Genomic DNA, 24855 nt, shown 5'->3' with positions numbered 1-24855 from the left:
AAACTATTTGTGACAACTCTTGTCAGTAAAGGAAAGAAGAAATGTAGCCTGTAGATTTTTTTTTGGTAATGTTTTATACTATTAGCAGAAATAGGAGGGGTAAATAATGAACGAATTCGAAAAGAATGTCCAATCAAAAACAGATGACGTCGCTGATTCCGCTATGGGATTCATCGGTTCTTTTGTATTTTTCGCCGCCATGTTCACCATAGCTGTCGTCATTAAAGCTGTCGGATCCTGATTTCATTTACTTTCATGCACTTATTTTTCCTGAAGGAGGCTGCCGTTGCAGTCTCTTTCTTATTGATTTTCTACATACTATGGAAGAATCTTCCGAAAGGTTCCTTTACTTTTGTAATACTTGTAAATAATCGATCCATCCTCATCCGTCCTGAACACTTTAATGTCATTACCCTCCAGATTTCCAATTACGTCCCCATGAGGGTGACCGTAGCGATTATCCTTCCCAACTGAAATAAGCGCAGCTTTCGGCTGTAGCTGTTCAAGGAAGGGCGTGGAAGAAGATGTTTTACTGCCATGGTGACCAACATTCAAGATATCCGCCTGCAACTGCGGAAATGTGCTTAACAGTTCCCTTTCCCCCTCTTCTCCCATATCTCCAGTCAATAGCCATGACAATCCCCCAAGCTCTGTGAATAGAACTATGGAGGCATCATTCTTATCCTCTTCTTTTTGGTATGGATTTAGCACGGAAAACGCAGCTTCGCCTACTACCCATTGGTCCCCCCTCTTCGTAACCGTCATTTTAATCTTTTTATCTCTTGCAATGGACACAAAATCCAAATCCCGATAATGCTCTTCACTCCAGTCTCCAATAACGATCTCCCTTACTTTGAAATTTTCAATTAATTCCTTCGCACTTCCCATATGATCTGAATCCGCATGAGTTAAAATCAGCTTGTCCAAGTGGTGGATTCCCTTACTTTTCAATAATGGAATAATGATATCATCCGCCGTATTGAATTTCTTTCTCTTTTTTGCCCACGTTTCGATTGGAAATGTAATTTGCCCTCCCGTATCAATCAAATAATTACCGCGGTTAAATGGCAGGATAATTAAAATGGAGTCGCCTTGTCCGACATCGATTATTTGTACTTCACCAAAAGGTGAGAACCTTTGTAAATTATATTGAAAAAGCAAAAGGACAATTATGATTCCGCACCAGATTTTACTTTTTTCAAAAGATTCATCCCAAGTCAGGTATAACCCTAAAAGGGAAATAACAAGTAATGCCATCATGATGAAAGGCGGTTTTCCAAACGTAATGGATGCAAGGGGCAAATCCGATACCGCATCCGCGGCTTTATTAGAGAGTATGAAAGTGAAGTTTAATATTGATATGAGGGGTTGCCCCAGAGAAGGCAGCAATAAATGAATAAAGAGGGTAATCAGTGAAAATGGCAGCAAAATGATGGAATAAAGAGGAATATACAATACATTCAAGAACACGCCAAGAAAAGATACTTCAAAAAAGTGAAAAAGTAAAATTGGAAGAGCAGCCAATTGGGATATGGAACTGATGATGAATAGCTGCATCGTTTTTTGCGGGTATTGGAAGAAAATGCTTGAAGACATGATAATGGAGAAAGTGACTGCGAATGAAAGCTGAAAACCTATATCATAGAGCATATTAGGTTTAAAAAACAACAGTGCCATATAAACCGATGCAATTGTGGCACCTGCCGAGATTCGCTTTTTGAACAGCAGGAGTAAAAAGAAAAACATAGCCATTAAACACGATCTAACCACTGATGGGCTAGCACCTGAAAGTATCATGTAAACTGGTAGGAAAATCAGGATGGCCACCATCATATTTTCCCTTGTAATTCCAACCCTGATGCCAATATAAAATAACATCCCCGTTAAAAAACTTACATGAAGACCGGAAATCGCCAGTAAATGAACCAGACCCAACCGCTGATAATTAGTAAGGTCGACTTCATCTATATATGTCTGGTCGCCGAATATGAGAGCTGTAACAAAACCGCTCGATTCTTCCGGAAAATGTTCACTAATATACGTGATTCCCTTCATTCGCAAATTACGAATCGAAACGACAATCGAGTTTCCAACCTCTTGGCATTCTTGAAATGAAATGGAATCAGCCTTAAATATCCAATGGGTGCCTTGGCGTAAAAGATAACGCTGGTAATCGAAACTGTTTTCATTTCTATTTTTGTCGGGAACTAGCAATTTCCCTTCGGCCGGACATGATAAACCGATTCGCAGAAGCTGGCTAAGCTTTGCCTTTTCTTGTTCGGAGGTGATATTATAACGAAGCATTAGCCGTTCGCCTTTCTCACTGCCAACGAATCCTTTTAATGAATTTCCATCAATATTCGGTTGATCGGTAAATGTGATGATAAATCGGCTTTCCGTTCCATGATACGCAGTGTTGTTCCGATGATCGGAGACGGAGGCAGCACCTAAGAAAATCCCCATGATCACTAAATGAAAGCTAATGACCTTAACGCTCAACCCGACCGATAAATAAAGGAAACAGAGAAAAATAAGGATAATGATCAGCTGCCTTACATGTAAAAATGAATGGGCCGAAACCCCAAATGTGGCTGAAACAGCTAATAAGATAAGGTGTCTAGCCATGCCTGCCTCCCGTCCGATTTAATTGTCAAATATCTGTTTGGCCTGCTTTTCCAGCTCCAATACAGCTTCTTTTCCCAGACCTGTTCGTTCAAGTTGAGCTAGCAACGAGAAAACAAAGTCCTTTTTTTCTTTTCCATTAACATCTATTGCCCCTTTCGATTCGACCTTTTCAGTCTTGACACCAGCTTGTTTAAATAATTCCAGGGCATATGGATGATTTTTGTAATCCTCCGCATAATAAACAGCTTTGATTCCAGCTTGGATGAGTGATTTACAGCACTGAAGACATGGAAAATGGGTCACATATATTCCTGCCCCATCAGTAGGCACTCCAAATTTCGCACATTGTAAAAGTGCATTCATTTCAGCATGTATCGTTCTGACACAATGATTATCAATTACATAACAGCCATCATCAATACAGTGCGTCCCTCCTGCAATGGACCCATTATATCCTCCCGCAATGATCCGGTTATCCCGAACGATTGTCGCTCCTACAGCGAGGCGTGTACATGTGCTTCTTAAAGCTAATAAATGGCTTTGCGCCATGAAATATTGATCCCAACTAATCCTGTTCATGTTGTATCCCCTTACCCTAGAATGATTTTCTTCAATTTTACCCTCTTCCTGTCCATTTGTGTAGCAAATTCAATCATTCATTGCACCGAAATGGAATCCTGTAACTTTTCAAACGTTTTATCGCCGATTCCCGATACCTTCTTCAATTCATCGACCTGCTTGAATTTCCCCACTTTTTCCCTGTATTCCAGGATCGCAATCGCTTTGGATGGTCCAATTCCCGTAAGTGTTTCCAAATCTTCCTGCGTAGCTGTATTCAAGTTCACCTGTCTCCCTGACGTCCCTCCAGAAGCGGCATTACCAGCCGGACCGACTTGTATATCCTCCGAGATTCCCTTGTCTTCTTCACCTATTTCCGGTACATAGATGACCATTTGGTCTTCAACGATTTGAGCAAAATTCACTTTATCCTTATTGGCCTTGTTCGTAAAACTGCCCGCCTCTGTAATCAAATCGATTACCCGGTCACCTGCCTGGGCCGTAAATAAGCCTGGGGCCTTTACCGCTCCTTTAACATCCACTTTAATGATTACAGGTTCGGTATCCGTTTCATTTTTATTTTGTTCGATTTTATCTTCATTTGCCGTAACAGCAAATATATCTTCCGTTTCAACCGGACCTTCCCCTTGTTGCAAAAAAAAGTAAATTCCCGCTGCCCCAGATACCGCCGCAACGGTAATCATCGCCATTTTGTTTTTTAAAATTTTTTCCATTTCTCTTCCTCCTTGCTAGATTTGACACAATACATTGGAATAGGACAGATTAAAAATACATAGGGTTTCTAGGAGAATCAATCGCTTAATTGAGAGGAGTTGATCGGCATTGAAGAAAATCGGTGTAATCGGAACTGGCAATATGGGGACCATTTTAATCGAGGCGTGGCTGGAGGCAAAAATATTGAATCCGGCTGATCTAATCATTACAAATCGAACAATTTCCAAAGCATTGGTGCTGAAAGAAAAACACCCTGGTATCAAGGTTGCGGAGAGCGCTGCCGAAATCGTCCAGCAAGCGGACTTTATTTTTCTCTGTGTAAAACCATTACAAATAGATAGCCTATTGCAGGGCATCAAACACCATATAAAAAGTGAACAACTAGTTATTTCCATTACAAGCCCTGTTTCAGTCTCCCAGCTCGCATCGGCAGTGGATGCCCCCTGCGCCCGTTTTATCCCCAGCATAACGAACCGTGTGGGCTCAGGGGTATCGTTACTGAGTTTCAGCAATGACTGCAGTAATGAAAAAAAGGCTGCTTTATATGATTTGGCCTCCGCCATATCGGCACCGGTCATCATTGAAAATGATATTACCCGGGTAGCTTCCGACATCGTCAGCTGCGGTCCTGCCTTCTTTAGCTATTTAGCACAAGCTTTTATTGACGCGGCATGCCAAACGACGAAGATTGATAAAGAAACCGCTACGACTTTGACTGAGAACATGCTGGTTGGCTTAGGGGAACTGCTTGGTAAAGGAGTTTATACATTGCCGACCTTGCAGGAAAAGGTTTGTGTAAAGGGTGGAATAACGGGTGAGGGGATCAAGGTTTTAGAAGCTGAAACCGGGGAAATGTTCCATCATCTTTTTCAAGCGACACATGAAAAGTTTGCAGAAGATCTTCACGAAGTCAAAAAACAATTCGGCCATCCTTATTAATATTCGTAATAAACACCTCATCTCCTTCTAAAAATAAAAAAAAGAAGAGGTCAGATCCTCGACTCGTACAGGGATGTACGAACGGGAATCTTGACCTCTTGATTCATTTACTTGCTACAAACAAGATTCTTTCAGTTTCCGTTACAAGCGGTGCTTCTTCAAGATCCGCCAGTATTTCAGAAACCGTAAAACCTGCTTGCTTCAACCACTTTTTGTATTGTTCAACCGGATAGGTCCGTTGATAATGCAACTCATCAAAACGATCGTACAGACCACTTTCATCGTCCCTCACGAAAAAACTTAAATCATGTTCCACACTGTAAGGTTCTTCACCTGGGAAACAGTCCCATATATAGGATACTTCCTCATCATTGACAGCAAACGTATTATCATGAAAGATTTTTTCCATTTTATAAATCGAATGGATATCAAACAAGAATAATCCGCCATCCTTCAAATGCTCATGAACCCTGCTGAACGTTTTTACTATATCCGCCTCGTCGCGAAGGTAGTTCAGCGAATCACAAAAAATCGTGACACAGTCAAATTGACCAAGTCCCTCGAGTTCTGCCATATTCTGTTGGAAAAGTGGAATCGATAATCCAAGCTTCACCGCTTTTTCATTGGCAACAAGAAGCATTTCATCAGATAAATCCACGCCGGTGACTTCAAATCCGTGTTGTGCCAATTCAACGGTCATTTCCCCGGTTCCACAAGCTAAATCCAGGACTTTCCTTCCACCAATTCCGTACTGTTCCAGCTTCGCCGTAAGGATCATCAGCCATTTCTCATAGGGTGCGTCCTTCATCAATTCATCGTATACATAGGCAAAGCGTTCATAAGTCATGGAGTCAGTTCACTCTCCAGATCTTCAAAAGGTGCATCTCCCCATAAACGTTCAAGGTTATAATAGTTTCTTTCATCCTTATGGAAGATGTGGGCCACTACATCGCCAAGATCCACAAGCACCCATTTCGCTTCGTCAAAGCCTTCAAGACGTTTTACATTGATTCCTGATTCATCAGCTTTGCTCTTCATTTCACGAGCTATTGCTTGTACTTGTTTTTCAGAATTACCGTGGCAGATCAAAAAGTAATCCGCTACTAGGGAAATACCTTGCATATTCAATGCTACGATATCCTCCGCTCTTTTATCATCTGCCGCTTTTGCTGCAATTACAAGAAGTTCACGTTCAGTCATTACATCTTCTCCTTCAAATTCATGATCAAATCATTATATGTCTTAAATGTGTCAGGGTAAATTGCCTGATTTCTTTTCATTAAAAAAACAACTGTATTCCTTAAAGCCTGAATGACAGCATGATCCAAATTTCGCTTTGCTGTCTGCCTGACTTCGTCGACTCCAGGAAAAGAACGTCCCGGTTCAATATAGTCAGCAAGGTATATGACCTTATCCAAAAGGCTCATGCCAACCCTGCCAGACGTGTGATAGGCAATCGCATCCAATATTTCAGCGTCAGTGATACCAGCTTCCTTTTTCACGAGAAAAGCCCCGACTGGAGCATGCCACAGCTCCATATCGTAATCAAGTAACTCCGGAGCCATTTTTTCAGCGATTATAATTTGCTTCATTTCCTCTTTTGGACGGAATTTTGCATAATCATGGAAAATTGCTGCCAATTCCGCTTTTTTGACGTCGGCACCATACAGTTCAGCAAGTTCAATCGCTGATCCGACCACGCCCAATGTATGAATGTACCGGCGCTCGGTAATTTGTTCTTTGACCAGCATCAACGCTTTTTCACGATTCATATAAACCATTCCCTTTAATATACTTCACCACTGGATCTGCTATTAAATATTTCACGGTTTTCCCCGTTCTTAGCTTCCTCCGTATCATGGAAGAGGAAATGAACATCTGAGGGACTTTCACCATCGTGATTGGGTATACAGTCTTTTCATTATAACCGGGGCGCTTCACCCCAACGAAATTGACCATGTTCACCAGCTCGTCAATACGGTGCCAATTCGGTAAATACTCTATCATATCTGCGCCAATTATGAAATAGAACTCATTGGTCGGCTCAAGTTCTTTCAGCAATTTTATCGTATCATACGTATAAGATGTGCCTTTTCTTTCTATTTCAATACCTTCAATATAAAAAGATGGGTTTCCGGCTATCGCGTTTTCCAACATAGCCAACCTGTCCATATCGGTTACTTCCTCCGATTTTTCCTTATGGGGAGGAACATGATTTGGCATGAATCTAATTTCATCTAGCTCAAGAGCATCCAGCACTTCATTCGCTATAATTAAATGCCCAATATGTGGAGGATTGAATGTACCGCCAAGAATTCCAATTTTTTTCATAGATAGGTTCCTTAAGGTAATTGAAGTTGTTTGTTTTCTTTTGATTCTTTATACAGCACAATTGTGTTGCCGATAATCTGAACCAATTCCGCTCTTGCACCTTTTGATAAAGAACGTCCCACATCATTGCGGTCCTCTTCACAGTTTTGCAGGATGCTGACCTTAATTAATTCACGTACTTCAAGCGCCTCACCAATTTGCTTGATGAGATTATCATTGACCCCGCCTTTACCAACTTGAAAAATTGGATTGAGGTGATGGGCCTTTGATCGTAAAAATCTTTTCTGTTTTCCTGTTAACATGTGTTACCTCCTAGTTTGTTCAAGACAATATCTGTCATTCTTGCTGTATCCGGCATAACGCCTGTCCATATCTCAAATGCGAGCGCAGCCTGGTTGATGAACATCCCCAGACCATTTTGCGTTACCGCCCCTTTTTCCCCCGCTTCACGCAGCAGCTTGGTTTGCAGAGGGTTATAGATGATATCACTGACGATTGCACCGGTTTTAAGCTGGTCGACCTTCAACGGTGAATGGTCCAATTCCGGACTCATTCCAGATGAAGTCGTTTGGATGATTAAATCATATTGTGATAAGCTTTCTTCCGCTTCGATAATCGAGAGTGCCTTCGATATTTTATCATATGGGCAATCAGAAACAAGCTGGGCCGCTCTTTCCTTTGTCCGGTTTGCAATATCAACTTGTTTTACCCCTTCTTTAACAAGAGTAAAATAAATCGCACGCGCAGCACCGCCCGCTCCGATCACTAACGTTTTTTTAGCCTTAATGTCACCTGATATTTCATCGCATAAAGATTTAAAAAATCCTTTTCCGTCTGTATTATACCCTATAAACCGACCATTTTTGTTAACAACCGTATTTACAGCCCCGATTGCCAGGGCAAGTTCATCCACTTCATCAAGGAAAGGGATGATTGAAGTCTTATGAGGAATCGTGATGTTAAATCCTTCTATACCAAGGGCTTTCATGCCTTTTACAGCATCGTTCAAAGCTTCTTTCGTCACATGAAAATGATGATAAACCGCTTCTATATTTTCTTTTTCAAATGCATCATTATGAATGTCCGGGGACATCGAATGTGCAATTGGATCTCCCATTACCCCATATATCTTTTTCATAGACTAGACGACCCCTATATTTAGATTAATGATTTACGAACGATCACATTGACACCCTTAGGGACATGTGCAACGATTTTCGCTCCTGGCTCATTGACCGTAACCCAGCCAAGACCAGAAAACACAATATCCATTTTACCATCTTTCAAGGAGAATTCATGTGGAATCAGCTTCGGAAACTCCTCGATTTGTTCAGGGCGTGGGGGCGTCAATAATTCCCCGGCATGGTTTTTATACAATTCATCGGCATTCTCCAATTTCGTACGGTGGATATTCAATTCATTCGAAAGGTAGCAAGTGAGTGAACGCCTTCCTCCTGAGACATAATCCAGCCGAGCCAATCCACCGAAAAATAGCGTCTGCCCTTCATTCAGTTGGTACACTCTCGGCTTGATTTCCTTCTTCGGCATAATCACCTTGAAGTCCCGTTTGTCCACATAATGAGCCATTTGATGATGATTAATGATACCTGGTGTATCGATCAAAGCCTGTCCATCATCCAAAGGAATTTCAATCATATCCAGGGTTGTGCCTGGGAAGTGGGATGTCGTGATGATATCACCTTCACCACTCACTTCTTTTATAAGACGGTTGATGAAAGTCGATTTACCTACATTCGTACAGCCCACGACATAGACATCCTTACCTTTGCGATACCGCTCAATCGCATCAGCCGCTTCAAGGATGTGTTTTCCCTTTTCCGCACTGACAAGCAGGACATCAATCGGGTTAAGCCCCAATTCCTTGGACGATTGCTTCATCCAATTGATCAACTTGTTCGGTTTTACTGATTTAGGCAATAAGTCAACCTTATTACCGATCAAAAGAACATCATTTCTCCCGACAAATCGATGCAGGCCCGGAAGCCAGCTTCCATTGAAATCAAAAATATCGACGATTTTGACGATTAAAGAATCGGTTTCGCCTACTTTATTCAAGATTTTCAAGAAGTCATCGTCAGTTAAGGACACATCCTGAACTTCGTTATAATGTTTCAATTTAAAGCAGCGCTGACATACGATGCTCTCTTTTTCCAGTGCTGATTTAGGGGCAAAGCCCAACTCCTTCGGATCTTCCGTCTGGACCTTCACACCACAGCCGATGCACACTAATTCTTGATGATTGTTCAATTGTGATCCTCCCATTCTATCATTCCTTTTCGTTTAAAAAACGCCATGATCTTTCTTTCAAAATAACGATTGATCTTCGTTCTGAATTCGTCGGTCTGCGCGACAGGGACCACTAAGATCGTATGGAACCCGCCTCTGTTCCCTCCCAATACATCCGTCAATAATTGATCGCCGATTACCACCGTTTCTTCTAACTTCAATCCCATCGTCTTACGGGCTTTATGGAAAGCTCTTGCCATCGGCTTTCTGGCCTGGAAGATAAACGGAATGTGAAGCGGATCGGAAAAAGACCGAACCCGTTTTTCATTATTATTGGACACAATCGTCACTAAAATCCCATGATCCCGCATATTGTCGAACCATTTGATTAAATCGGGGGTGGCTGTTGGCCTGTCCCATTCAACGAGAGTATTATCCAAATCGGTAATGACTCCCTTTATCCCTCTTTTTTTCAATTCTTGAGGATCTATATTAAAAATGCTTTTAACATGTTCACTCGGCAAAAATAATTTAAGCATATTGGCACCTCTATATTTTCATTAAAATATACCGTCTCCATCATATCGAAATTTCGGTTCACTTTCAAAAAAAATTAGGAAAGAAGGTCTGACGGTAAAAAAACATCATAATGTATGTTTTCTGATATGGAAAGGCATTTTTTATTAAAGAATGGGAAATTAGCGGGTAAACCAGACCCAAAGAACTAATTATTCCTAAAAGATTTCGACAAAAATTTCATTTATCCAACCTGTGGATAACTTTACTAACATTATCCATACTGATGTGCATCATTTCGTTCACCTTGTAAACAACTTAACCACAGGTTATCCACTTTTATCTGTGGATAACAGAACGATTGTTCTCCAAGTTTATTTCTGATACAGTAGGGGTACATCAAGGAAGACTTATCAATATATGCAAGTAAACACCAAATTATTCCTCGCAATCCCTACTGGAGGTGAGCAGCCGTATATGGCGTTCTGATGCAAAAACTATCTGATGACCTGTTGCTGGAATCCTATTTTAAAGCGCAGAATTTAAAGTTAAGTACCGACTTCATCCGCCTTATAGAAACGGAAATTCATCGAAGATCCTTAACACATAAAATCCGATCAATATTCTAATATGAAATACATAGGCTGACATCAAATGTCAGCCTTCTTATTTTTTATTTGAAGTTAGACGGGTCTCATGAATCCGATTGTTTCACCGACACGGACATCAGCGGGGATGGTTATGTTTCCTTCAAGTTCAAAACTGCCTTTTTCAAAAAGAAGTACCACTGTCGACCCAAAGCTGAAATAAGAAAATTCCTGTCCTTTTTCCAATTCATCCGATTCATCAGTAATGACGATCGAATTTATAAACATGGCTCCGACTTTCACCATTGCCAGACTTCCCGCTTCATTTTGAAGTTCAGTTATTGTACGATAATTTTTTGCCAAAGGCTCTTTTCCATATTTCATTCCCCATTTATTAACGGGGTATGATTTCCTTCCAAGAGTCCAGCGTTTGACCACGGAGCCCTTGATTGGTGCATGGATCCTGTGGTAATGACTCGGGCTTAAGTATAACACGAGATATTTGCCGCCTAAGTATTTTTCCAAAAAAAGCTCATCCCCGAGCATCTCCTCCATTGAGTATACCTTTCCCTTAACGACGATCTTTTTATCAACGCGTATCTCCCCTGAATCCTCGAGTACACCGTCGACGGGACAAGCCACTGCAGAAGGAGCTGCCGTAATAGGCCTGGCGTCCGCCTTTAACCGCCTTGTAAATAGCTCATGCAGATTCGTATACCCTTTTAAATCCTTACCAAATTCTTGTTGATTAAGGTTGAAAGTTTTTACATATAGTAAAATCAAGGGCCTGCTCCAACGAGATTGGCTAAAATGCTTTAATAAACCTGATGAAAACCGACCATTCGTCAGTTCAATAAGAATGCGATACAAAGACTGATACAAATAAAACCACTCCAAATTGTAAAATTATTCAAAAATCACTTGCATAAATTGTGTTAAATAAAATATTATTATATAATAAATACTTATGGTTTATTATATTTTGTTTTATTTTGTTTCATTTGAAAGGAGTGAAAAGATGTTTTTATTACACGCCCTAGATCAAACCATTAAAAAAGTGAAAGCACAAACAGCAAATATACTTACTTTAATTAATTTATCCCTTGGTGGATTTGCGATAATTGCCGTGATGCACGGCCAATTGAATTTAAGCTTGCTTTTAATCTTCTTGGCTGCCCTTGCAGATCGCTTTGACGGTATGGTTGCACGTAAGTTTAACATTGAATCGGAATTGGGTAAGCAACTTGATTCCATGTGTGACATCATTTCTTTTGGCGTTGCACCAGCTCTATTATTATACCAAGGAATATTAATAGAATTCGGGGCACCTGGCACAATCTTCACCGTTTTCTATATTGGCTGTGGCGCATTTCGCCTCGCACGCTTCAATATAAGTGAAAGCAATGGATATTTTACAGGAGTACCCATTACGGTTGCAGGCTGCATCGCTACCTTAAGTTTTCTCGCAATCCCGTATTTCCATCCGGTCTTTTTCTTATCCCTCATGATTATATTATCATTACTCATGGTCAGTCCATTTAAACTGAAGAAAGTTTAAATAAGTAAGCGGATGTCCTTAACCGGACATCCGCTTTTTTTCGTTCATATTCAGACTAAATTTATCTTATGCCTTTCGGACAAGGGGATCGGTCAAACGAATGAATTCTTCTACATCCTCCATGCAGGCATTAACCGCTTCTTCCCAAAAATCCCGGGTCGTCAAATCAACGCCTAAATGTTTGTCCGCTAAATCCTCGACCTTCATCGAACCAGTATCCTTTAATAGGGCGATATATTTTTCTTCGAATCCTGCCGGTTCTTTCAGGGCATTCGCATATATGCCTATTGAGAATAAGTATCCGAATGTATACGGAAAATTATAAAATGGTACACCTGTAATATAGAAATGAAGCTTTGAAGCCCAGAACGTTGGATTATAGTCACTTAATGCATCACCATAAGCTTCTTTTTGTGCGTCAACCATCAGTTCATTCAATCGTTCGGCACTGACATATCCTTGTTTCCTCTCATCATAAAATCTTGTCTCGAATAAGAAGCGAGCATGGACATTCATCAATAATGTTACGGAACGCTGAATTTTATCTTCTAAAAGAACCAGCTTTTCTTCCTCACTGGCTGCTTCTTTCACAGCTGCATCCGATACGACCATTTCGGCAAAAGTAGAGGCAGTTTCAGCTACGTTCATTGCATATGATCGGTTCAATGGATGGATTTCCCTCATCGCATAAGAATGGAACGCATGCCCCAACTCATGGGCCAATGTCGATACATTTGAAGGGGTACCCGAGTACGTCATGAAAATTCTTGACTGCTTATTTAATGGAAAGCCCGTGCAAAAACCGCCTGGTCTCTTACCTGGTCTGTCCTCCGCTTCAATCCAGCTGTCCTCAAAAGCTTTTTGGGTGAAGTGTGCTAATTGAGAGCCGAATTTAGAGAATTGCTGAACGATGAAGTCTGCACCTTCTTGATAATCCATTACTTTGGACTTTGCTGTAACAGCGAGCGGTGCATCCAAATCCGCCCAACTTAATTTATCCAAATCCAGTAACTCCGCCTTCCTTTGTAAAAACCTCACAAGCGGCTCCTTATGATCGGCAATTACATTCCACATGCTTTCGAGGGTTTCTTTTTTCATCCTCCCTATTTCCAGAGGCTCCTTCAAAATATCATCCCAGCCCCTTTTATCATTCACACTAAGACGAAATCCTGCTAAGTGGTTCAAAGTCCGGGCAAAAAGGTCACTTTTTTCCTCCCAAGCTTGTTCCCAAGCAGTGAATAATTCTTTCCGTGCCCTTCCATCAGGATCCGAAAATTTATTCGCCGCTTGGCCTACAGAAAGATTTTCACCCTTATGAGGGATGGTCATTGAACCAACAATCGTATCATACATTTGGCTCCAGCCTTCGAAACCGTCCATGGACAATTGAGTGATTAATGATTCTTCCTTAACGGAAAGCTTTTCCTTTGCCCGTTCTCGACGTTCGTTCAATACGAATTTCAATTCATTCAATGGTTCTTTTTCAAGGATTTTTTTAAAAAACGCATTATCAAGCTGTATCAACTTTTCATCCAGCTTGCTTAACACCATTTTTAGTGAAGCGACTATCTTCATTTGTTTGATCCGCAGCTGACCCGCCTTTTTATCCTGCGCATTTTGAGCTTCCAGACATCCGATGAAAGCTCCGGCCTGAGACGATTTCATATTTGTATTTTTAAAAAAATCAAATGCCTGGATTAAAACTCCATCATCGTTTTCCTCTGGATTGATATTGCTAACAAGCCGGTCCAATTCTTGTACCTCTTCGTTAATTTCATTTAAAAAAAGCAAGAACTCCTTAGAAGAGCTTCCCCCTTTATAAAAGATATCCAAATCCCACGTCAAAGAATATACCATTCTGCATTGCCCCCTTTTTATCAATAATCCAATTATAGAGCTTTATTCAATATTTTTCTAATTAAAATGAATTTTCAGTATTTTTTAGAACATTTTTATTTATCCCATAATAAAAGCATGATATGATGAATATATTCTTGGGAAAGAGGTGGTTGATGTATGAAATTCTTTATCCACCTGTCTGCTATCATCCTTCTTCTATGGACACTGCCGATACAGTTCCATCATCATGGACAGCAGCTAACCCTTGAAGAGCATATTGATGTTCATCACTGGGAAAAGGCCGACAAGAAACTGCCTTTCGTCCCTTTCCTTAGTTCCTGGCAGTCTCTTATCATTATTATCATTTTTGAATTTTCCGTTTTAAGTTTCCTGTACTTTCATTCAAATCTTCGCCGACGATATCTCAGTCCAGTTTTTTTTCAGGCGAATTACGTTGCCGCACACTCTGACATTTTATAAAAAATAAAATCGAGGAGTGATTCATATGTGGTTCCGACTAATTATAATAGGGGTATTTTCTTTAACCGCCTCACGTATGTTCCTTTATCAGGGTATCGAGATTTATCATGCATTTGCAGATTTGATCAGAAATAAATATTAAAAAATAGAGTGCGGGGGAATTCCCCCGCACTCTTTTGAATTTTAGCATTCCTATCCTTTTGCTTTCTTTTCCTTCTCTTTTTCTGCCCTGTAAAATTCGTGGAACATCTTCATTAAGGCACGCTTTTCAATCCTTGATACATAACTGCGGGAAATGCCAAGTTCTTTAGCGATTTCACGCTGGGTTTTTTCCTTTTTTAAATCCAGTCCGAACCTGCCTACAATGACTTCCTTTTCCCGTTCATCCAAAATATCAATATACTTTTTCACTTTTTCAATTTCCATATTCAGCTGAATCGTATCGATGACATCTTCCGATTCCGATTTCAGTACATCGATTAAACTGATTTCATTTCCTTCTTTATCCTGACCGATTGGATCATGCAGGGAAATATCTTTTTTCGTTTTCTTAGTCGCTCGTAAATGCATCAAGATCTCATTCTCAATGCATCGCGCCGCATATGTGGCTAGCTTCGTACCCTTCCCATCCGAATAACTCTCAATGGCCTTTATCAAACCAATTGTTCCTATTGAAATCAAATCCTCTGTATCTTCGCCCGTATTCTCGAATTTCTTGACGATATGGGCAACAAGCCTGAGATTATGCTCGATCAGGATGTTACGGGCATCACCATCTCCCTCACTCATAAGCTTCAGATATTTCTTTTCATCTTGAGATGACAAGGGCTGGGGAAAAGCGTTGTTTTTCACATAGGAAACTAATAAGTAAAATTCTTTAATAATATAGCCGACAGCTGTAAGTATTCCGGGCATTGGTTTCATCCCCCGTTTCTTTGGTTTCCCTATTCATACCTATGCAACAGTGGGCTTGTTCGTGTCTGTCCCACTAAAAGAAATCATGAAAGTATTAAATGTTCAAACCAGAATGGATGAATTCCCAAACGGACGAAGACAAACTTTCATATAATGAAAGTGAATTTTTAAGGAAAGGGGGGTTTTTAGGATGGGATATAACTATGGACCATACGGGTGCAGCTATGGTTATCCGACTCCTGCACCTTGTTATGCCGGATCCGGTTGCGGGTTTGGTTATGGACTGATTATTGTCCTCTTGATTTTATTGCTCATTTTCGGGTTTTGCTGGTTCCCGAGATGTGGGTTTGGTTGTGGAGGACCAGGTCCATGCTGCTGATGCAAACAAAGAAAAAAACTCGGCCAGAGTGCCGAGTTTCCCTTTTACATATTCATTTCAGCGGCTGATAGGCTCAACGGAAACATTTACGGATATCTCCGTTCCATGACCTCAGTGATAATTAGCGTTATCTACATTGAGAACATGATGAATCACTCCTCACCTCGATTCATCATGTTTCCAACATCCTTTTCCGCTGTTTAAGTGAACATTTTTTTATACAACCATGTCTATACTGTGAACGTCGGCAGACCCGTTAGCCGGTATCCTTCTCCTGCCAATAGCAACGCTTCTCTCCTTTTACATACACCAATTTATCCATATTACCCTCCCACCTTTCTTAAAATTCATTTATGGAATACCAACCTCATATCTCTTTTAGAAAAAAGGACGATGCTTCATGGCTTTATCTAGATGTTCTTCTCGGATCTTCTGGATCCTCTCCTGTTGCAAACATTCCTCGGCAGTCATTTTTTTCATTTTAATCGTGATGGTGAAGAAAAGCATATTCAGTGTCATAATATCACCTCCTTTAAGGGAGCGGCCCAACAAAAAGGCATAAAAAGGCCGCAGAAAGTTACGTCCTCCTGCGGGATTTTTTAAAATATAAAAAGGCCGCAGGATAAAACACTTCTCCCTGCGGCCGCTATGTCTGAATGATTAATAAAGCCAAATTGCTTTAGAAATATTCCGCTTGGCACAGGTCGAATGGTATGTGATTGTTATTTGAAACGGACCAGCTAATCTGATTTGTGACAATTCCATATAGATACAATTTCATTTTCCTCGACCTCCCTTTGGAATATTTTTTATTACCTGGTAAGTATATCCACAAATTCGATATTTGTAAACGGCTTTTGCCTATTTTTTTGAATTTTCTTTCTTTCTTCCTATTTCCAAGAGCCATTATCACTTAAATGAGGAAATAAGTATGATATATCTGCCCATATACCGGGCAATAACGTAAGACAAACAAAAAAACCTGATTCGTGAAAGAATCAGGTTTTTCTTCTATTGTTGTAAAGAGTCCTGGTCATCCATTTCCGCCAGGGTCTTTTTATATTTTTTGGATAATCGGAAAAATACTATGGATATGCCAAGGAACATTATTGTCGCTCCCATATAGACATATGTGTCAATCATCGCTTTGTCGCCAGAGGGAAGGATGGTTCCTAAATAGAAGAAAGAGCCGACACATAGCAAGGTGATCGCAAATTGTTTAAAATCGACCATTTTCGAACGCAGCATTGCCGCCGTTTGTTTTTTGCGGTTTTTCATGCCATTCCACCTTCTTTCAAGCTAATAAGATATCGCTATCTCATTCTACCATATTTATTCCAAATGGCAGGGTGTAATTATTGGCAGCAAGCTATGAAGCGGTCCCTCTTCCGATTTATCCTTTTAGCGCCTGTTCCAAGTCTTCCAGTAAGTCTTCAACGTCTTCCAGACCAACTGAAATACGAATCAACCCATCTGTTATTCCAAGCTCTGCACGGCGCTCTGCCGGAATCGAGGCATGCGTCATCAAGGCTGGAATCGAAATTAAACTTTCCACTGCCCCTAGACTTTCAGCAAGTGTGAAGAATTTCACTTTACCCAAAACGGATTCGGCTTTTTCGGCACTGCCGACATCGAATGAAACCATACCGCCGAAGCCACGCGATTGTTTTTTTGCAATATCATGGTTTGGATGGTTTTCAAGACCTGGGTAATAGATTTTTGAAACGCCTTCATGCCCGGATAGGAAACGGACGATACGAGATGTATTTTTTTCATGTTCTTCCATTCGGATTCCAAGCGTTTTAATTCCACGCATCAGCAACCATGAATCTTGAGGCCCTAGCACGCCCCCTGTAGAGTTTTGGATGAAATGAAGGTCATTGCCAAGTTTTTCATCCTTCACCACGACAAGACCTGCTACAACATCGCTGTGTCCCCCCAGGTACTTCGTTGCGCTATGAAGCACGATATCGGCCCCAAGTGTAAGTGGATTTTGCCAATATGGCGTACTGAAGGTATTATCCACAATGGTGAGGATGCCGTTTTCTTTAGCTATTTTTGATACCGCTGCTAGATCAGTGATCTTCAACAATGGATTCGTCGGAGTTTCAATGAAAAGTGCCTTCGTATTGTCCCTGATCTCTTTTTCGATCGAGTGTATGTCACTCGTATTGATGAACGTAGCTTCCACCCCGAAGCGGTTAAGAACTTTAGTGATGACCCGGAAGGACCCTCCATAAACGTCATCTGTCATCAATACATGATCACCTTGACTGAACACCATCATGACAGCCGTCATCGCTGCCATTCCTGATCCGAAGGCGAATCCTCTTTCTCCTTCTTCGAGGTCCTTGATCAATTCCTCAAGGGCATGGCGGGTTGGGTTGCCCGTACGGGAATATTCATATCCCCGATGATTCCCCGGACCATCCTGTTTATAGGTGCTCACTTGATAAATCGGCACCGAAACCGCTCCTGTTTTTTCATCACCAAAAATGCCGCCATGGATCAATTGTGTTTTTTTTCTCATTTTAAATACCTCCCTGATAAATTTCTTTGCTTAAGTATCGTTCACTCGAATCCGGAAATATGACGACGATATTCGTCCCCCGGGCAGCCTTGGCCGCTTCTTTCATGGCCGCTGCAAATGCCGCGCCGGAAGAACTGCCGACAAGCAGGCCTTCTTTTTTCGCCAATTCCTTCACCATATGGAAAGCGTCACGATCACTTATCGTATGAATCTGATCAAAATACGTCTCATCCATATAAGCAGGTAAAAATTCCATCCCTATCCCCTCGGTTTTATGGGGTCCTGCTTTGCCTCCGTTTAAAATCGATCCTTCTGGTTCGACTATGACCGTTTTGACAGAAGCAGCATTCTTTTCTTTTAAATATCGCGATGTTCCCATGAATGTCCCTCCCGTCCCTGCTCCGGCAACAAACACATCCACATCGCCATCCATCTGTTCCCATATTTCAGGTCCCAGCGTTTTATAATAGGTGTCAGGATTGGATGGGTTGGCAAACTGTTGGGGGCAATAAGATCCTGGAATTTCAGCCAGCAATTCCTTAGCCTTCGCAATCGCTCCTGTCATTCCTTCCTCTGTCGGGGTCTGGATCACTTTGGCCCCAAGCGCACGCATCAATTCCTGTTTCTCGGCACTGAATTTCTCCGGAACACAAAATATCACGTCCACTCCACTGTTTATTGCCGCCAACGCCAAGCCAATCCCAGTATTTCCGGCAGTCGGTTCAATGATTGTCCCACCCTTTTTCACCTTCCCGGCCTGTAACGCTTGGGCTAAAAGTTCTTGACCAAGCCGGTCCTTCACACTGCCTCCCGGATTAAAGTATTCCAGTTTAGCAAAGATACGGACTTCATCAGGAAGCGGGAAATGGGTTATTTCCATCATCGGCGTTTGCCCGATCAACTCATGAATGTTTTTAAAGACTTTCATATGTGGACATCCTTTCATAGTTATCCTACCAATTTAATAAGGATTATGCAATAAAGAATAATCAGCGGAAGACTTCCGCTGATCACTAACCATTCATTTCATTTTTTCAACCATTTTCAAAATAAGTCCCGCTGAATGGAGAGCCGCCGTTTCCAGGAATTTATCAAAGGAAATATTGGACTCCTTACCTGCGATATCCGAAAGGGAGCGGATGATGACAAATGGTGTTTTGAATTGGAAAGCTACTTGAGCAATGGCTGCCGCTTCCATTTCCACCGCGTATAAATCGGAAAATTTCCCTCTGACGAATTCAACCCTGTCAGGATCATTCATGAAAGAATCCCCCGTTACGATCAGCCCTTTTGCCACTTGCATATCCTCTATTTCTTTAGCTGCATCTTCTGCGATTGCGAGAAGTTTTTCATCAGGGAGGAAAGCTGCAGGCAGCTGAGGGACTTGACCGTACTCATATCCAAAAATCGTCACGTCGACATCATGGTGGCGAACTTCCGTGGATATGACCACATCCCCGACATTCAGTGCTGAATGATAACCGCCCGCAGAGCCAGTATTGATGACCGCATCCGGTTTGAATTTTTCTAAAAGGATCGTAGTGGACATTGCCGCATTCACTTTACCTATTCCCGATTTAAGCAAAATGACCTCGATACCATTCAGTGTGCCTGTATTGAACTCAGAACCGGCAATGGTCACCTGCTCCAAACCTTCCAATTTATCACGTAAAATCGTAACTTCTTCTTCCATTGCTCCGATTATGGCTACTTTCATTAGTAAAAACCTCTTCCTATAATTTTTCCGCCTCCATAATCCAGACAAATTGATTGCAGCGCTCGAAGTTCACTTTATATCCATTTGCTTCAAGTGCTTTTTCTAAAAAAGGAATCGTCGTATAATATTCCGTTTGCAAATCGTTCGCCAAATTATGAAAGCCTGCCTGCCTTGCATCAGAAATCGCTTGTTCATGCGCTTCCCTGGATTGATACATTGTATCCGCAAACACTATTTTACCACCAGTATTCAGTAACTTTCCATAGTTGGCTATCGCTTTTTCTTTTTCTTCATCGGTTAAATGATGAAACGCGTACGTACTCACAATCGAATCTACCTGTTCCGGCTTCGGAAAATCGATAAAATCACCATCTACAATTTCTGTTTTCCCTTGCAACTTGCTTACCGCTATTTCTCTCATGGCAGGTGATGGCTCGATTCCCGATACCTCCAAGCCTTTCTTCAAAAGCCTTTCCGTCAAATTTCCGGTACCTACGCCGAACTCAAGCACATGGCCATGAACCCGATTGGTGACGCTGTCCAATATCCTATCATAATGTTTAAAAACCTCTTGATACTCAATATCGTATCCACCAACCGTATCATCATACGATTTCGACCATTTCTCAAATAAATCTATAAATTCTCTGCCCATTTTATATACCACCCTGATAAATTTTTTTCTAAAGTATCTTTCATTGGAAGCCTTGGCTGCCGCCTTCATGGCCGCTGCAAATGCCGTGCCGGAAGAATACCCGACAAACAAGCCCTCTTTAATCGTCAATTCCTTCACCATTTGTAAAATCGTCACAATGGATCTTATCAAATTCGTTTCATCCATATAGATAGGTAAAAATGCCATCCATATCCCCTTGGTTTCCTCCCGGATTAAAGTATTCCAGTTAGACAAAGATACGGACTTCATTGTGTAACCGGAAATGGGTGATTTCAAATCATCGTCGTCACCCCAATCAACATGGATGTTGGGAAGGAATGTAAAATAAGATACCTTTCAAAGTTATCCTACCAGTTTAATAAGGTTTATGCAATATAGAATAATCGGCGGAAAGGCTTCCGCAGTTTCAATAAGATCCCTTGTATGCACGTGACTATAAGCCCAATTGGAGAGCTTTCCAATATCCTGTCATAATGTTTGATACTCAATATCGTGTCACCGCCGTATCATCATACGATTTCGACCATTCTTCAAATAAAAATCAGCTTTTATAATTAGATAATAAAACCTATAAGCATAATATGAAATAAACACAAAACAGTTCTTGTTTTTTAGGCAAATCTATTCATTCAGTTCAGATTGGTGTTAAACTAACAGTATCTAAATGTTGGAGGGGAATAGTCATGAGTTTTCAACTAGACTTAAACTTATTCGAAGATAAAATAGAATTTTTCGAGGCAGAAAGCATTAAAAATCTCGAGGAAAAAATCCAATCACAAATTGAAATAAATAAAGCGATCATGCTTCAGGTTCAATCAGTATCACACCAAATGTATGTAAGCGAGGAAGGCAGACGTTTTTACAGTGCAGTCGTACACTTTAAAGCCAAAAAGTGACCACTATGAAAAACCCCCGAAAAGTTGGAATTCCTTTCGGGGGTTTTTCGTTAATATTTTTTATCCATTACCTTTTATCGTTTGTCTTCAGCTCTTCGACTTTTACAGGCTTCCAACCTGATCCGTCCACCCATTCGATATAAACACGGAAGGTTTTAGGACTGGTTCCCTCAGAAGCGGTACCGATTGCCGTGTTAGGCGAACCGCCGTTTTGAAGCCACCATAGTTTCATGTTTCCTTCATCGATTCCAGCTCCGCTTGCTATGGCTTTACTCATTTCATTCCAATCGACTGAGCCTTTTTGGAAGCTTGTAGTGTGTTCCCCTGATTGCTTAGTTCCAACTGGTTTCCAGCCCTCACTCGTATATGTTGCCGCGACATTTCCATCTCCGCTGCCTTCCACTTCTACAAGTTTGGCATCCCCTGCTTTTTCTGGGTCTGTTCCATCTTCAGACTTCTCTTCGGTATCTTCCTCCGTTGCTTTACCATCTTCTGTTGCTTTACTATCTTCTTCTGCCTCTTCCTTCTCTGAATCTGTTTCTTCCTTTTTCCCAGCAGGTTTGTCCACTACTTTTCCCTGTTTTCCGGAAATTTGCTTTGGTTCAGTCGTGGCTTTTTTTGATTCAGTGCCATCATCACTTAAGAAAATGGTGACAGCTACAATGACGATTAAAATGGAAACGATGGTGATTGCTATATTATATATTTTATTTACTTTTCTTTTTTGATCTCTCTGATTAAAACGTGAGCCCAAGGTCCATTCCTCCCTTACCATTTCTTACTGCCTCATTTTAACATGATTTAGCTAGAGATAGAAGGGAAGGGTTTCCTACACTTTTCGTCAATTCTCGCTCTTGTCCTGGTCCTTGGAGTACAAGACTTTTACAATATCTGAAAAAAGAGGCGTCATGCTGGAACTGTTTTCCTTCGTTTCAAAACTTACGGTAACTAGAGCATATTGGGGATTTTTATATGGAAAGTAGCCGGCAAACCATTTATTGAGCTCCCCTTTTTCAATATTCGTCTGAGCTGTACCAGACTTGCCCGCTACCTCTACAGGCAAATCTCTCAAGGAAGCACCCGTCCCTTTTTCTTCCGTTACGACCTTCCTCAGAAGGTGCTGCATCTTCATCGTTGTATATGGGGAAAGTGTCTCACCGCCAATACTTTGATCGGGAAAGTCGACTACCGTCGTACTATTGTTAAATTCAACCTTAGAAACGGCTTTGACCTGTTCCTTCTTGCCACCGCGGGCAAGCGTTGCCATCATATTCGCTATAGCGAGTGGTGTCGTCTGGACATCCTGCTGGCCAATTGCTGTTTTGGCAATCATTTTGGGATCCTTTTTTAAATCGTCATCATGCCAGACCTTCCCGGTTTGTTCATGATGCAACTGGGTAACTTCCGTGTGATATACATCCCCTTGCCAGCCCGTTTCACCAATCAACCCTAACATTTTTGCGTATTTATCCAAAAAGTCAGGATCCTTTTCAGCAATTTCCTGTGACAATTCGGCAAACGTCCTGTTACAGCTTTGGGCAAAGCTATTTTCAAAATTAAGCATGCCCAGTTCCCTCTGTTTATCCGTTTTCCCGTCAATCGTCAAATTACAATTAAATGTCCTGGAAGGACTAGCCGCTTCATAATCGATGGCCGCTGCTGCCGTGACCGTTTTAAAGACGGAACCTGGCGTTTTTTGAGTCAGCATCATATTGACGGCCCCTTCGCCATTCGGATCTTTTATATCGAGCGCCGGGCGTGATACCATTGCAACAATTTCACTTTTTTCGATATCGATCAGTACGAGACCGCCTTTTTTTATCCCGCGATCATCGACTAGCTTCTCCGCTTTTTCCTGAATCTCTTTATCAATGGTCGTTACTACCTTCACTGGGTACAGGGGATTCGCTGGTTCCACGTATTTAACATCGACACCGAACATTGGGCCTCCGCTGGCGTCCACGTGAAAAACGAGCTTCGATTCCCCAGCGGAAAGCAAGAACTCATCAAAGGTCCTTTGCAGTCCCGTATTGCCGATTTTCGTTTCAGGAGATAAATTAATGTCGGGATAACGTTTTTTCTTTTCCGCATCTGATATATTCGTCGTGCCGATCAATTGCGCTGCAGGGGTTTGATCGTGATATAATTTCTCTTTCACGGCAAAGACCCCGGGAATCTTCAATTGATTGATTGCCTTCGATTGGCTGGACGTCAACTCTATCGGTTCTTCTCCGCCAAATACGAATGGTTCATCCGCTTGTTCAATTGCCCGTTTCAACTCCGCTTCCGATCTGCCTATTATCGAGGCAATTTCATCTATAGGCCATGTCATTTTTTTCAAAAATGGAAATAGGACGAGTGTCGGGATCTCTTCATGTGCTAGTGGTTCCCCATTTCTGTCATAGAACTTTCCACGCCCATCATCAATCTTTAATATCTGTGAACGCTGATTCACACTTGCTTCTATTAGGTTCACATCATGCTTTGAAAAAGATTCTGTCGATACAAGTTGGATGTAGGCGAGCCTTCCTATGAGCATCAGCATGAAAGTGGTCAAAAAAATAGCCAGCAACCTCATTCGTTTCTTTTTCATAAAATACACCTCGTAACCATTGTTGACGAGGTGCGAATTTTTAAACAATTATGAACAAATTTATCAAGTCATTTTTTTGATAAAAAAAAGGATGTCCCTATGGACACCCTCTTAAGCCGTATTTAGCTGATGGATACAATCTTGACGCTCATCTCGCCGCCAGGTGTCATGATCGATACCTTGTCGCCGACCCTTTTCCCTATTAGGCTTTTCGCGATTGGAGAATCATTGGAAATTTTCCCTTCGAATGGGTCAGCTTCAACGCTTCCTACGATGGAATATGTTTCTTCGTCACCATTTGGAAGTTCTACGAATGTTACCGACTTTCCAAGTGCAACTGTATCTGTATTCGAATCATTGCTTTCTTCAATGATTTTAGCATTGCGGATCATATTTTCGATTGTTGTAATACGTCCTTCAACGAATGCCTGCTCTTCTTTTGCGGAATCGTACTCCGAGTTCTCGGAAAGGTCCCCAAAACTGCGGGCGATTTTAATTCTCTCCACCACTTCTTTACGTTTAACCGTTTTTAATTGTTCCAGTTCCTGTTCAAGCTTTAACTTTCCTTCTTTAGTCATTGGATACTCTTTTTCAATTGCCAAAACCCTTCACTCCTTCTAATTCTTTACAGCAAGCATTTGCTGTGACAAGTTTATGTACTATAAGTGCTTAACCCAAATACTCGAGTCAAAATATATAATTGCGCGAATTAAAAAGTACGCGCATTAATACTA

The 24855-nt window shown here is 41.3% G+C and carries 30 protein-coding genes; 7 read left to right on the top strand and 23 right to left on the bottom strand.

Translation table 11 applies throughout. From position 1 onward, the window contains the following. Window positions 1–106 precede the first annotated feature (106 nt). Entirely contained in the window at window positions 107–241 is a 135-nt protein-coding gene (locus ACQKKK_RS02310) for a YqzM family protein (RefSeq protein WP_081108861.1), read from the top strand. Window positions 242–318: 77 nt separating this feature from the next. On the opposite strand, the gene ACQKKK_RS02305 is transcribed toward ACQKKK_RS02310, so the two are convergent. The 3 genes from ACQKKK_RS02305 to ACQKKK_RS02295 all read right to left on the bottom strand — a co-directional run bounded on the left by ACQKKK_RS02305 (window position 319) and on the right by ACQKKK_RS02295 (window position 3917). Next, window positions 319–2625 (bottom strand): DNA internalization-related competence protein ComEC/Rec2, encoded by a 2307-nt coding sequence (locus ACQKKK_RS02305; RefSeq protein WP_427613770.1) that lies wholly within the window; start codon window positions 2623–2625, stop codon window positions 319–321. Window positions 2626–2643: 18 nt separating this feature from the next. Then, complete coding sequence (locus ACQKKK_RS02300) at window positions 2644–3204, bottom strand: ComE operon protein 2 (protein WP_427613768.1); 561 nt, start codon at window positions 3202–3204, stop codon at window positions 2644–2646. Between the two features lie 77 nt (window positions 3205–3281). Continuing rightward, window positions 3282–3917: a helix-hairpin-helix domain-containing protein gene (locus tag ACQKKK_RS02295; RefSeq protein ID WP_427613767.1), complete on the bottom strand. Its 636-nt coding sequence runs from the start codon at window positions 3915–3917 to the stop codon at window positions 3282–3284. 109 nt (window positions 3918–4026) lie between these two features. On the opposite strand from ACQKKK_RS02295, the gene comER reads away from it, so the two are divergent. Continuing rightward, window positions 4027–4857, top strand: coding sequence for a late competence protein ComER (comER, locus tag ACQKKK_RS02290; RefSeq protein WP_427613765.1), 831 nt, complete (start codon window positions 4027–4029; stop codon window positions 4855–4857). Between the two features lie 103 nt (window positions 4858–4960). Here the strand turns inward: comER and ACQKKK_RS02285 are convergent, their stop codons facing one another. The 8 genes from ACQKKK_RS02285 to ACQKKK_RS02250 are packed head-to-tail and all read right to left on the bottom strand — an operon-like array spanning window position 4961 to window position 9974. Beyond that, window positions 4961–5704, bottom strand: a complete 744-nt coding sequence (locus ACQKKK_RS02285; protein ID WP_427613764.1) for a class I SAM-dependent DNA methyltransferase — start codon at window positions 5702–5704, stop codon at window positions 4961–4963. Then, window positions 5701–6057: a ribosome silencing factor gene (rsfS, locus tag ACQKKK_RS02280; RefSeq protein ID WP_057218744.1), complete on the bottom strand. Its 357-nt coding sequence runs from the start codon at window positions 6055–6057 to the stop codon at window positions 5701–5703. The genes ACQKKK_RS02285 and rsfS overlap by 4 nt, the downstream gene beginning before the upstream one ends. Beyond that, entirely contained in the window at window positions 6057–6629 is a 573-nt protein-coding gene (gene yqeK / locus ACQKKK_RS02275; RefSeq protein WP_427613762.1) for a bis(5'-nucleosyl)-tetraphosphatase (symmetrical) YqeK, read from the bottom strand. The genes rsfS and yqeK overlap by 1 nt, the downstream gene beginning before the upstream one ends. Next, complete coding sequence (locus tag ACQKKK_RS02270; RefSeq protein WP_427613760.1) at window positions 6619–7188, bottom strand: nicotinate-nucleotide adenylyltransferase; 570 nt, start codon at window positions 7186–7188, stop codon at window positions 6619–6621. Before ACQKKK_RS02270 ends, yqeK begins: the two co-directional genes overlap by 11 nt. Before the next feature lie 11 nt (window positions 7189–7199). Further along, a complete protein-coding gene (gene yhbY / locus ACQKKK_RS02265; protein ID WP_427613758.1) occupies window positions 7200–7490 on the bottom strand; it encodes a ribosome assembly RNA-binding protein YhbY in 291 nt (96 codons plus the stop codon). Further along, window positions 7484–8326 (bottom strand): shikimate dehydrogenase, encoded by an 843-nt coding sequence (gene aroE / locus ACQKKK_RS02260; protein ID WP_427613757.1) that lies wholly within the window; start codon window positions 8324–8326, stop codon window positions 7484–7486. Before aroE ends, yhbY begins: the two co-directional genes overlap by 7 nt. Before the next feature lie 20 nt (window positions 8327–8346). Next, entirely contained in the window at window positions 8347–9456 is a 1110-nt protein-coding gene (gene yqeH / locus ACQKKK_RS02255) for a ribosome biogenesis GTPase YqeH (protein WP_375166213.1), read from the bottom strand. Further along, the gene (locus ACQKKK_RS02250; RefSeq protein WP_061464133.1) at window positions 9453–9974 is read right to left on the bottom strand and encodes a YqeG family HAD IIIA-type phosphatase; all 522 of its coding nucleotides are present in this window, start codon (window positions 9972–9974) and stop codon (window positions 9453–9455) included. The genes yqeH and ACQKKK_RS02250 overlap by 4 nt, the downstream gene beginning before the upstream one ends. Before the next feature lie 465 nt (window positions 9975–10439). Here ACQKKK_RS02250 and ACQKKK_RS02245 point away from each other — a divergent pair, with 465 nt between their 5' ends. After that, entirely contained in the window at window positions 10440–10580 is a 141-nt protein-coding gene (locus ACQKKK_RS02245; RefSeq protein ID WP_034311351.1) for a sporulation histidine kinase inhibitor Sda, read from the top strand. A 54-nt stretch (window positions 10581–10634) separates the two neighbouring features. Here ACQKKK_RS02245 and ACQKKK_RS02240 read toward each other — a convergent pair whose 3' ends face one another. Then, the gene (locus ACQKKK_RS02240) at window positions 10635–11420 is read right to left on the bottom strand and encodes a phosphatidylserine decarboxylase (RefSeq protein ID WP_427613755.1); all 786 of its coding nucleotides are present in this window, start codon (window positions 11418–11420) and stop codon (window positions 10635–10637) included. A 136-nt stretch (window positions 11421–11556) separates the two neighbouring features. Here ACQKKK_RS02240 and pssA point away from each other — a divergent pair, with 136 nt between their 5' ends. Continuing rightward, window positions 11557–12096, top strand: a complete 540-nt coding sequence (gene pssA, locus ACQKKK_RS02235; RefSeq protein WP_427613753.1) for a CDP-diacylglycerol--serine O-phosphatidyltransferase — start codon at window positions 11557–11559, stop codon at window positions 12094–12096. Between the two features lie 66 nt (window positions 12097–12162). Here the strand turns inward: pssA and ACQKKK_RS02230 are convergent, their stop codons facing one another. After that, window positions 12163–13953 carry a M3 family oligoendopeptidase gene (locus ACQKKK_RS02230; RefSeq protein WP_427613751.1) on the bottom strand — a complete coding sequence of 597 codons (1791 nt, stop codon included), beginning with the start codon at window positions 13951–13953 and terminating at the stop codon, window positions 12163–12165. Window positions 13954–14112: 159 nt separating this feature from the next. Between ACQKKK_RS02230 and ACQKKK_RS02225 the strand changes: the two genes are divergently transcribed. Next, entirely contained in the window at window positions 14113–14415 is a 303-nt protein-coding gene (locus ACQKKK_RS02225; protein ID WP_427613749.1) for a hypothetical protein, read from the top strand. 192 nt (window positions 14416–14607) lie between these two features. Here ACQKKK_RS02225 and sigK read toward each other — a convergent pair whose 3' ends face one another. Next, window positions 14608–15330 carry an RNA polymerase sporulation sigma factor SigK gene (gene sigK, locus ACQKKK_RS02220; RefSeq protein ID WP_061464138.1) on the bottom strand — a complete coding sequence of 241 codons (723 nt, stop codon included), beginning with the start codon at window positions 15328–15330 and terminating at the stop codon, window positions 14608–14610. A 98-nt stretch (window positions 15331–15428) separates the two neighbouring features. On the opposite strand from sigK, the gene ACQKKK_RS02215 reads away from it, so the two are divergent. Beyond that, window positions 15429–15617: a hypothetical protein gene (locus ACQKKK_RS02215; RefSeq protein WP_427613747.1), complete on the top strand. Its 189-nt coding sequence runs from the start codon at window positions 15429–15431 to the stop codon at window positions 15615–15617. Window positions 15618–16087: 470 nt separating this feature from the next. On the opposite strand, the gene ACQKKK_RS02210 is transcribed toward ACQKKK_RS02215, so the two are convergent. The 6 genes from ACQKKK_RS02210 to ACQKKK_RS02185 all read right to left on the bottom strand — a co-directional run bounded on the left by ACQKKK_RS02210 (window position 16088) and on the right by ACQKKK_RS02185 (window position 20611). Beyond that, on the bottom strand, window positions 16088–16228 hold the full coding sequence (locus ACQKKK_RS02210; RefSeq protein ID WP_427613746.1) for a YrzI family small protein: 141 nt from the start codon (window positions 16226–16228) through the stop codon (window positions 16088–16090). 492 nt (window positions 16229–16720) lie between these two features. Then, the gene (locus ACQKKK_RS02205; RefSeq protein ID WP_427613744.1) at window positions 16721–16987 is read right to left on the bottom strand and encodes a YrhC family protein; all 267 of its coding nucleotides are present in this window, start codon (window positions 16985–16987) and stop codon (window positions 16721–16723) included. Between the two features lie 115 nt (window positions 16988–17102). Next, window positions 17103–18239 (bottom strand): bifunctional cystathionine gamma-lyase/homocysteine desulfhydrase, encoded by a 1137-nt coding sequence (locus tag ACQKKK_RS02200; RefSeq protein ID WP_427613742.1) that lies wholly within the window; start codon window positions 18237–18239, stop codon window positions 17103–17105. 1 nt (window position 18240) lies between these two features. Continuing rightward, a complete protein-coding gene (locus ACQKKK_RS02195; RefSeq protein WP_427613740.1) occupies window positions 18241–19167 on the bottom strand; it encodes a PLP-dependent cysteine synthase family protein in 927 nt (308 codons plus the stop codon). A gap of 93 nt (window positions 19168–19260) precedes the next feature. Further along, the gene (mtnN, locus tag ACQKKK_RS02190) at window positions 19261–19956 is read right to left on the bottom strand and encodes a 5'-methylthioadenosine/S-adenosylhomocysteine nucleosidase (protein ID WP_427613738.1); all 696 of its coding nucleotides are present in this window, start codon (window positions 19954–19956) and stop codon (window positions 19261–19263) included. Window positions 19957–19972: 16 nt separating this feature from the next. Beyond that, window positions 19973–20611: a class I SAM-dependent DNA methyltransferase gene (locus ACQKKK_RS02185; RefSeq protein ID WP_427614050.1), complete on the bottom strand. Its 639-nt coding sequence runs from the start codon at window positions 20609–20611 to the stop codon at window positions 19973–19975. A gap of 704 nt (window positions 20612–21315) precedes the next feature. On the opposite strand from ACQKKK_RS02185, the gene ACQKKK_RS02180 reads away from it, so the two are divergent. Further along, window positions 21316–21528, top strand: coding sequence for a DUF2536 family protein (locus ACQKKK_RS02180; protein ID WP_061464144.1), 213 nt, complete (start codon window positions 21316–21318; stop codon window positions 21526–21528). Between the two features lie 67 nt (window positions 21529–21595). Here the strand turns inward: ACQKKK_RS02180 and ACQKKK_RS02175 are convergent, their stop codons facing one another. The 3 genes from ACQKKK_RS02175 to greA all read right to left on the bottom strand — a co-directional run bounded on the left by ACQKKK_RS02175 (window position 21596) and on the right by greA (window position 24723). Continuing rightward, entirely contained in the window at window positions 21596–22282 is a 687-nt protein-coding gene (locus ACQKKK_RS02175) for a DUF1510 family protein (RefSeq protein ID WP_427613736.1), read from the bottom strand. 87 nt (window positions 22283–22369) lie between these two features. Then, window positions 22370–24121 carry a peptidoglycan D,D-transpeptidase FtsI family protein gene (locus ACQKKK_RS02170; RefSeq protein WP_427613735.1) on the bottom strand — a complete coding sequence of 584 codons (1752 nt, stop codon included), beginning with the start codon at window positions 24119–24121 and terminating at the stop codon, window positions 22370–22372. Window positions 24122–24243: 122 nt separating this feature from the next. Beyond that, a complete protein-coding gene (gene greA, locus ACQKKK_RS02165; RefSeq protein WP_427613733.1) occupies window positions 24244–24723 on the bottom strand; it encodes a transcription elongation factor GreA in 480 nt (159 codons plus the stop codon). Window positions 24724–24855: the final 132 nt, after the last annotated feature.

The sequence above is a fragment of the Peribacillus sp. NPDC006672 genome (assembly GCF_050274955.1).
Taxonomy (GTDB): Bacteria; Bacillota; Bacilli; order Bacillales; family DSM-1321; genus Peribacillus.
Note: the sequence above shows the minus strand (reverse complement) of the source record. Positions and strands in the feature narration are given on the sequence as shown.

Excerpts from the sequence above, each read along its gene's own strand:
- ACQKKK_RS02310 (WP_081108861.1), top strand. The coding sequence starts at position 107 with ATGAACGAATTCGAAAAGAATGTCCAATCAAAAACAGATGACGTCGCT.
- ACQKKK_RS02305 (WP_427613770.1), bottom strand. The coding sequence starts at position 2,625 with ATGGCTAGACACCTTATCTTATTAGCTGTTTCAGCCACATTTGGGGTT.
- ACQKKK_RS02300 (WP_427613768.1), bottom strand. The coding sequence starts at position 3,204 with ATGAACAGGATTAGTTGGGATCAATATTTCATGGCGCAAAGCCATTTA.
- ACQKKK_RS02295 (WP_427613767.1), bottom strand. The coding sequence starts at position 3,917 with ATGGAAAAAATTTTAAAAAACAAAATGGCGATGATTACCGTTGCGGCG.
- ACQKKK_RS02285 (WP_427613764.1), bottom strand. The coding sequence starts at position 5,704 with ATGACTTATGAACGCTTTGCCTATGTATACGATGAATTGATGAAGGAC.
- rsfS (WP_057218744.1), bottom strand. The coding sequence starts at position 6,057 with ATGACTGAACGTGAACTTCTTGTAATTGCAGCAAAAGCGGCAGATGAT.
- yqeK (WP_427613762.1), bottom strand. The coding sequence starts at position 6,629 with ATGAATCGTGAAAAAGCGTTGATGCTGGTCAAAGAACAAATTACCGAG.
- ACQKKK_RS02270 (WP_427613760.1), bottom strand. The coding sequence starts at position 7,188 with ATGAAAAAAATTGGAATTCTTGGCGGTACATTCAATCCTCCACATATT.
- yhbY (WP_427613758.1), bottom strand. The coding sequence starts at position 7,490 with ATGTTAACAGGAAAACAGAAAAGATTTTTACGATCAAAGGCCCATCAC.
- aroE (WP_427613757.1), bottom strand. The coding sequence starts at position 8,326 with ATGAAAAAGATATATGGGGTAATGGGAGATCCAATTGCACATTCGATG.
- ACQKKK_RS02250 (WP_061464133.1), bottom strand. The coding sequence starts at position 9,974 with ATGCTTAAATTATTTTTGCCGAGTGAACATGTTAAAAGCATTTTTAAT.
- ACQKKK_RS02245 (WP_034311351.1), top strand. The coding sequence starts at position 10,440 with ATGCAAAAACTATCTGATGACCTGTTGCTGGAATCCTATTTTAAAGCG.
- pssA (WP_427613753.1), top strand. The coding sequence starts at position 11,557 with ATGTTTTTATTACACGCCCTAGATCAAACCATTAAAAAAGTGAAAGCA.
- ACQKKK_RS02230 (WP_427613751.1), bottom strand. The coding sequence starts at position 13,953 with ATGGTATATTCTTTGACGTGGGATTTGGATATCTTTTATAAAGGGGGA.
- ACQKKK_RS02225 (WP_427613749.1), top strand. The coding sequence starts at position 14,113 with ATGAAATTCTTTATCCACCTGTCTGCTATCATCCTTCTTCTATGGACA.
- sigK (WP_061464138.1), bottom strand. The coding sequence starts at position 15,330 with ATGCCCGGAATACTTACAGCTGTCGGCTATATTATTAAAGAATTTTAC.
- ACQKKK_RS02215 (WP_427613747.1), top strand. The coding sequence starts at position 15,429 with ATGTTCAAACCAGAATGGATGAATTCCCAAACGGACGAAGACAAACTT.
- ACQKKK_RS02210 (WP_427613746.1), bottom strand. The coding sequence starts at position 16,228 with ATGACACTGAATATGCTTTTCTTCACCATCACGATTAAAATGAAAAAA.
- ACQKKK_RS02205 (WP_427613744.1), bottom strand. The coding sequence starts at position 16,987 with ATGAAAAACCGCAAAAAACAAACGGCGGCAATGCTGCGTTCGAAAATG.
- ACQKKK_RS02200 (WP_427613742.1), bottom strand. The coding sequence starts at position 18,239 with ATGAGAAAAAAAACACAATTGATCCATGGCGGCATTTTTGGTGATGAA.
- ACQKKK_RS02195 (WP_427613740.1), bottom strand. The coding sequence starts at position 19,167 with ATGAAAGTCTTTAAAAACATTCATGAGTTGATCGGGCAAACGCCGATG.
- mtnN (WP_427613738.1), bottom strand. The coding sequence starts at position 19,956 with ATGAAAGTAGCCATAATCGGAGCAATGGAAGAAGAAGTTACGATTTTA.
- ACQKKK_RS02185 (WP_427614050.1), bottom strand. The coding sequence starts at position 20,611 with ATGGGCAGAGAATTTATAGATTTATTTGAGAAATGGTCGAAATCGTAT.
- ACQKKK_RS02180 (WP_061464144.1), top strand. The coding sequence starts at position 21,316 with ATGAGTTTTCAACTAGACTTAAACTTATTCGAAGATAAAATAGAATTT.
- ACQKKK_RS02170 (WP_427613735.1), bottom strand. The coding sequence starts at position 24,121 with ATGAAAAAGAAACGAATGAGGTTGCTGGCTATTTTTTTGACCACTTTC.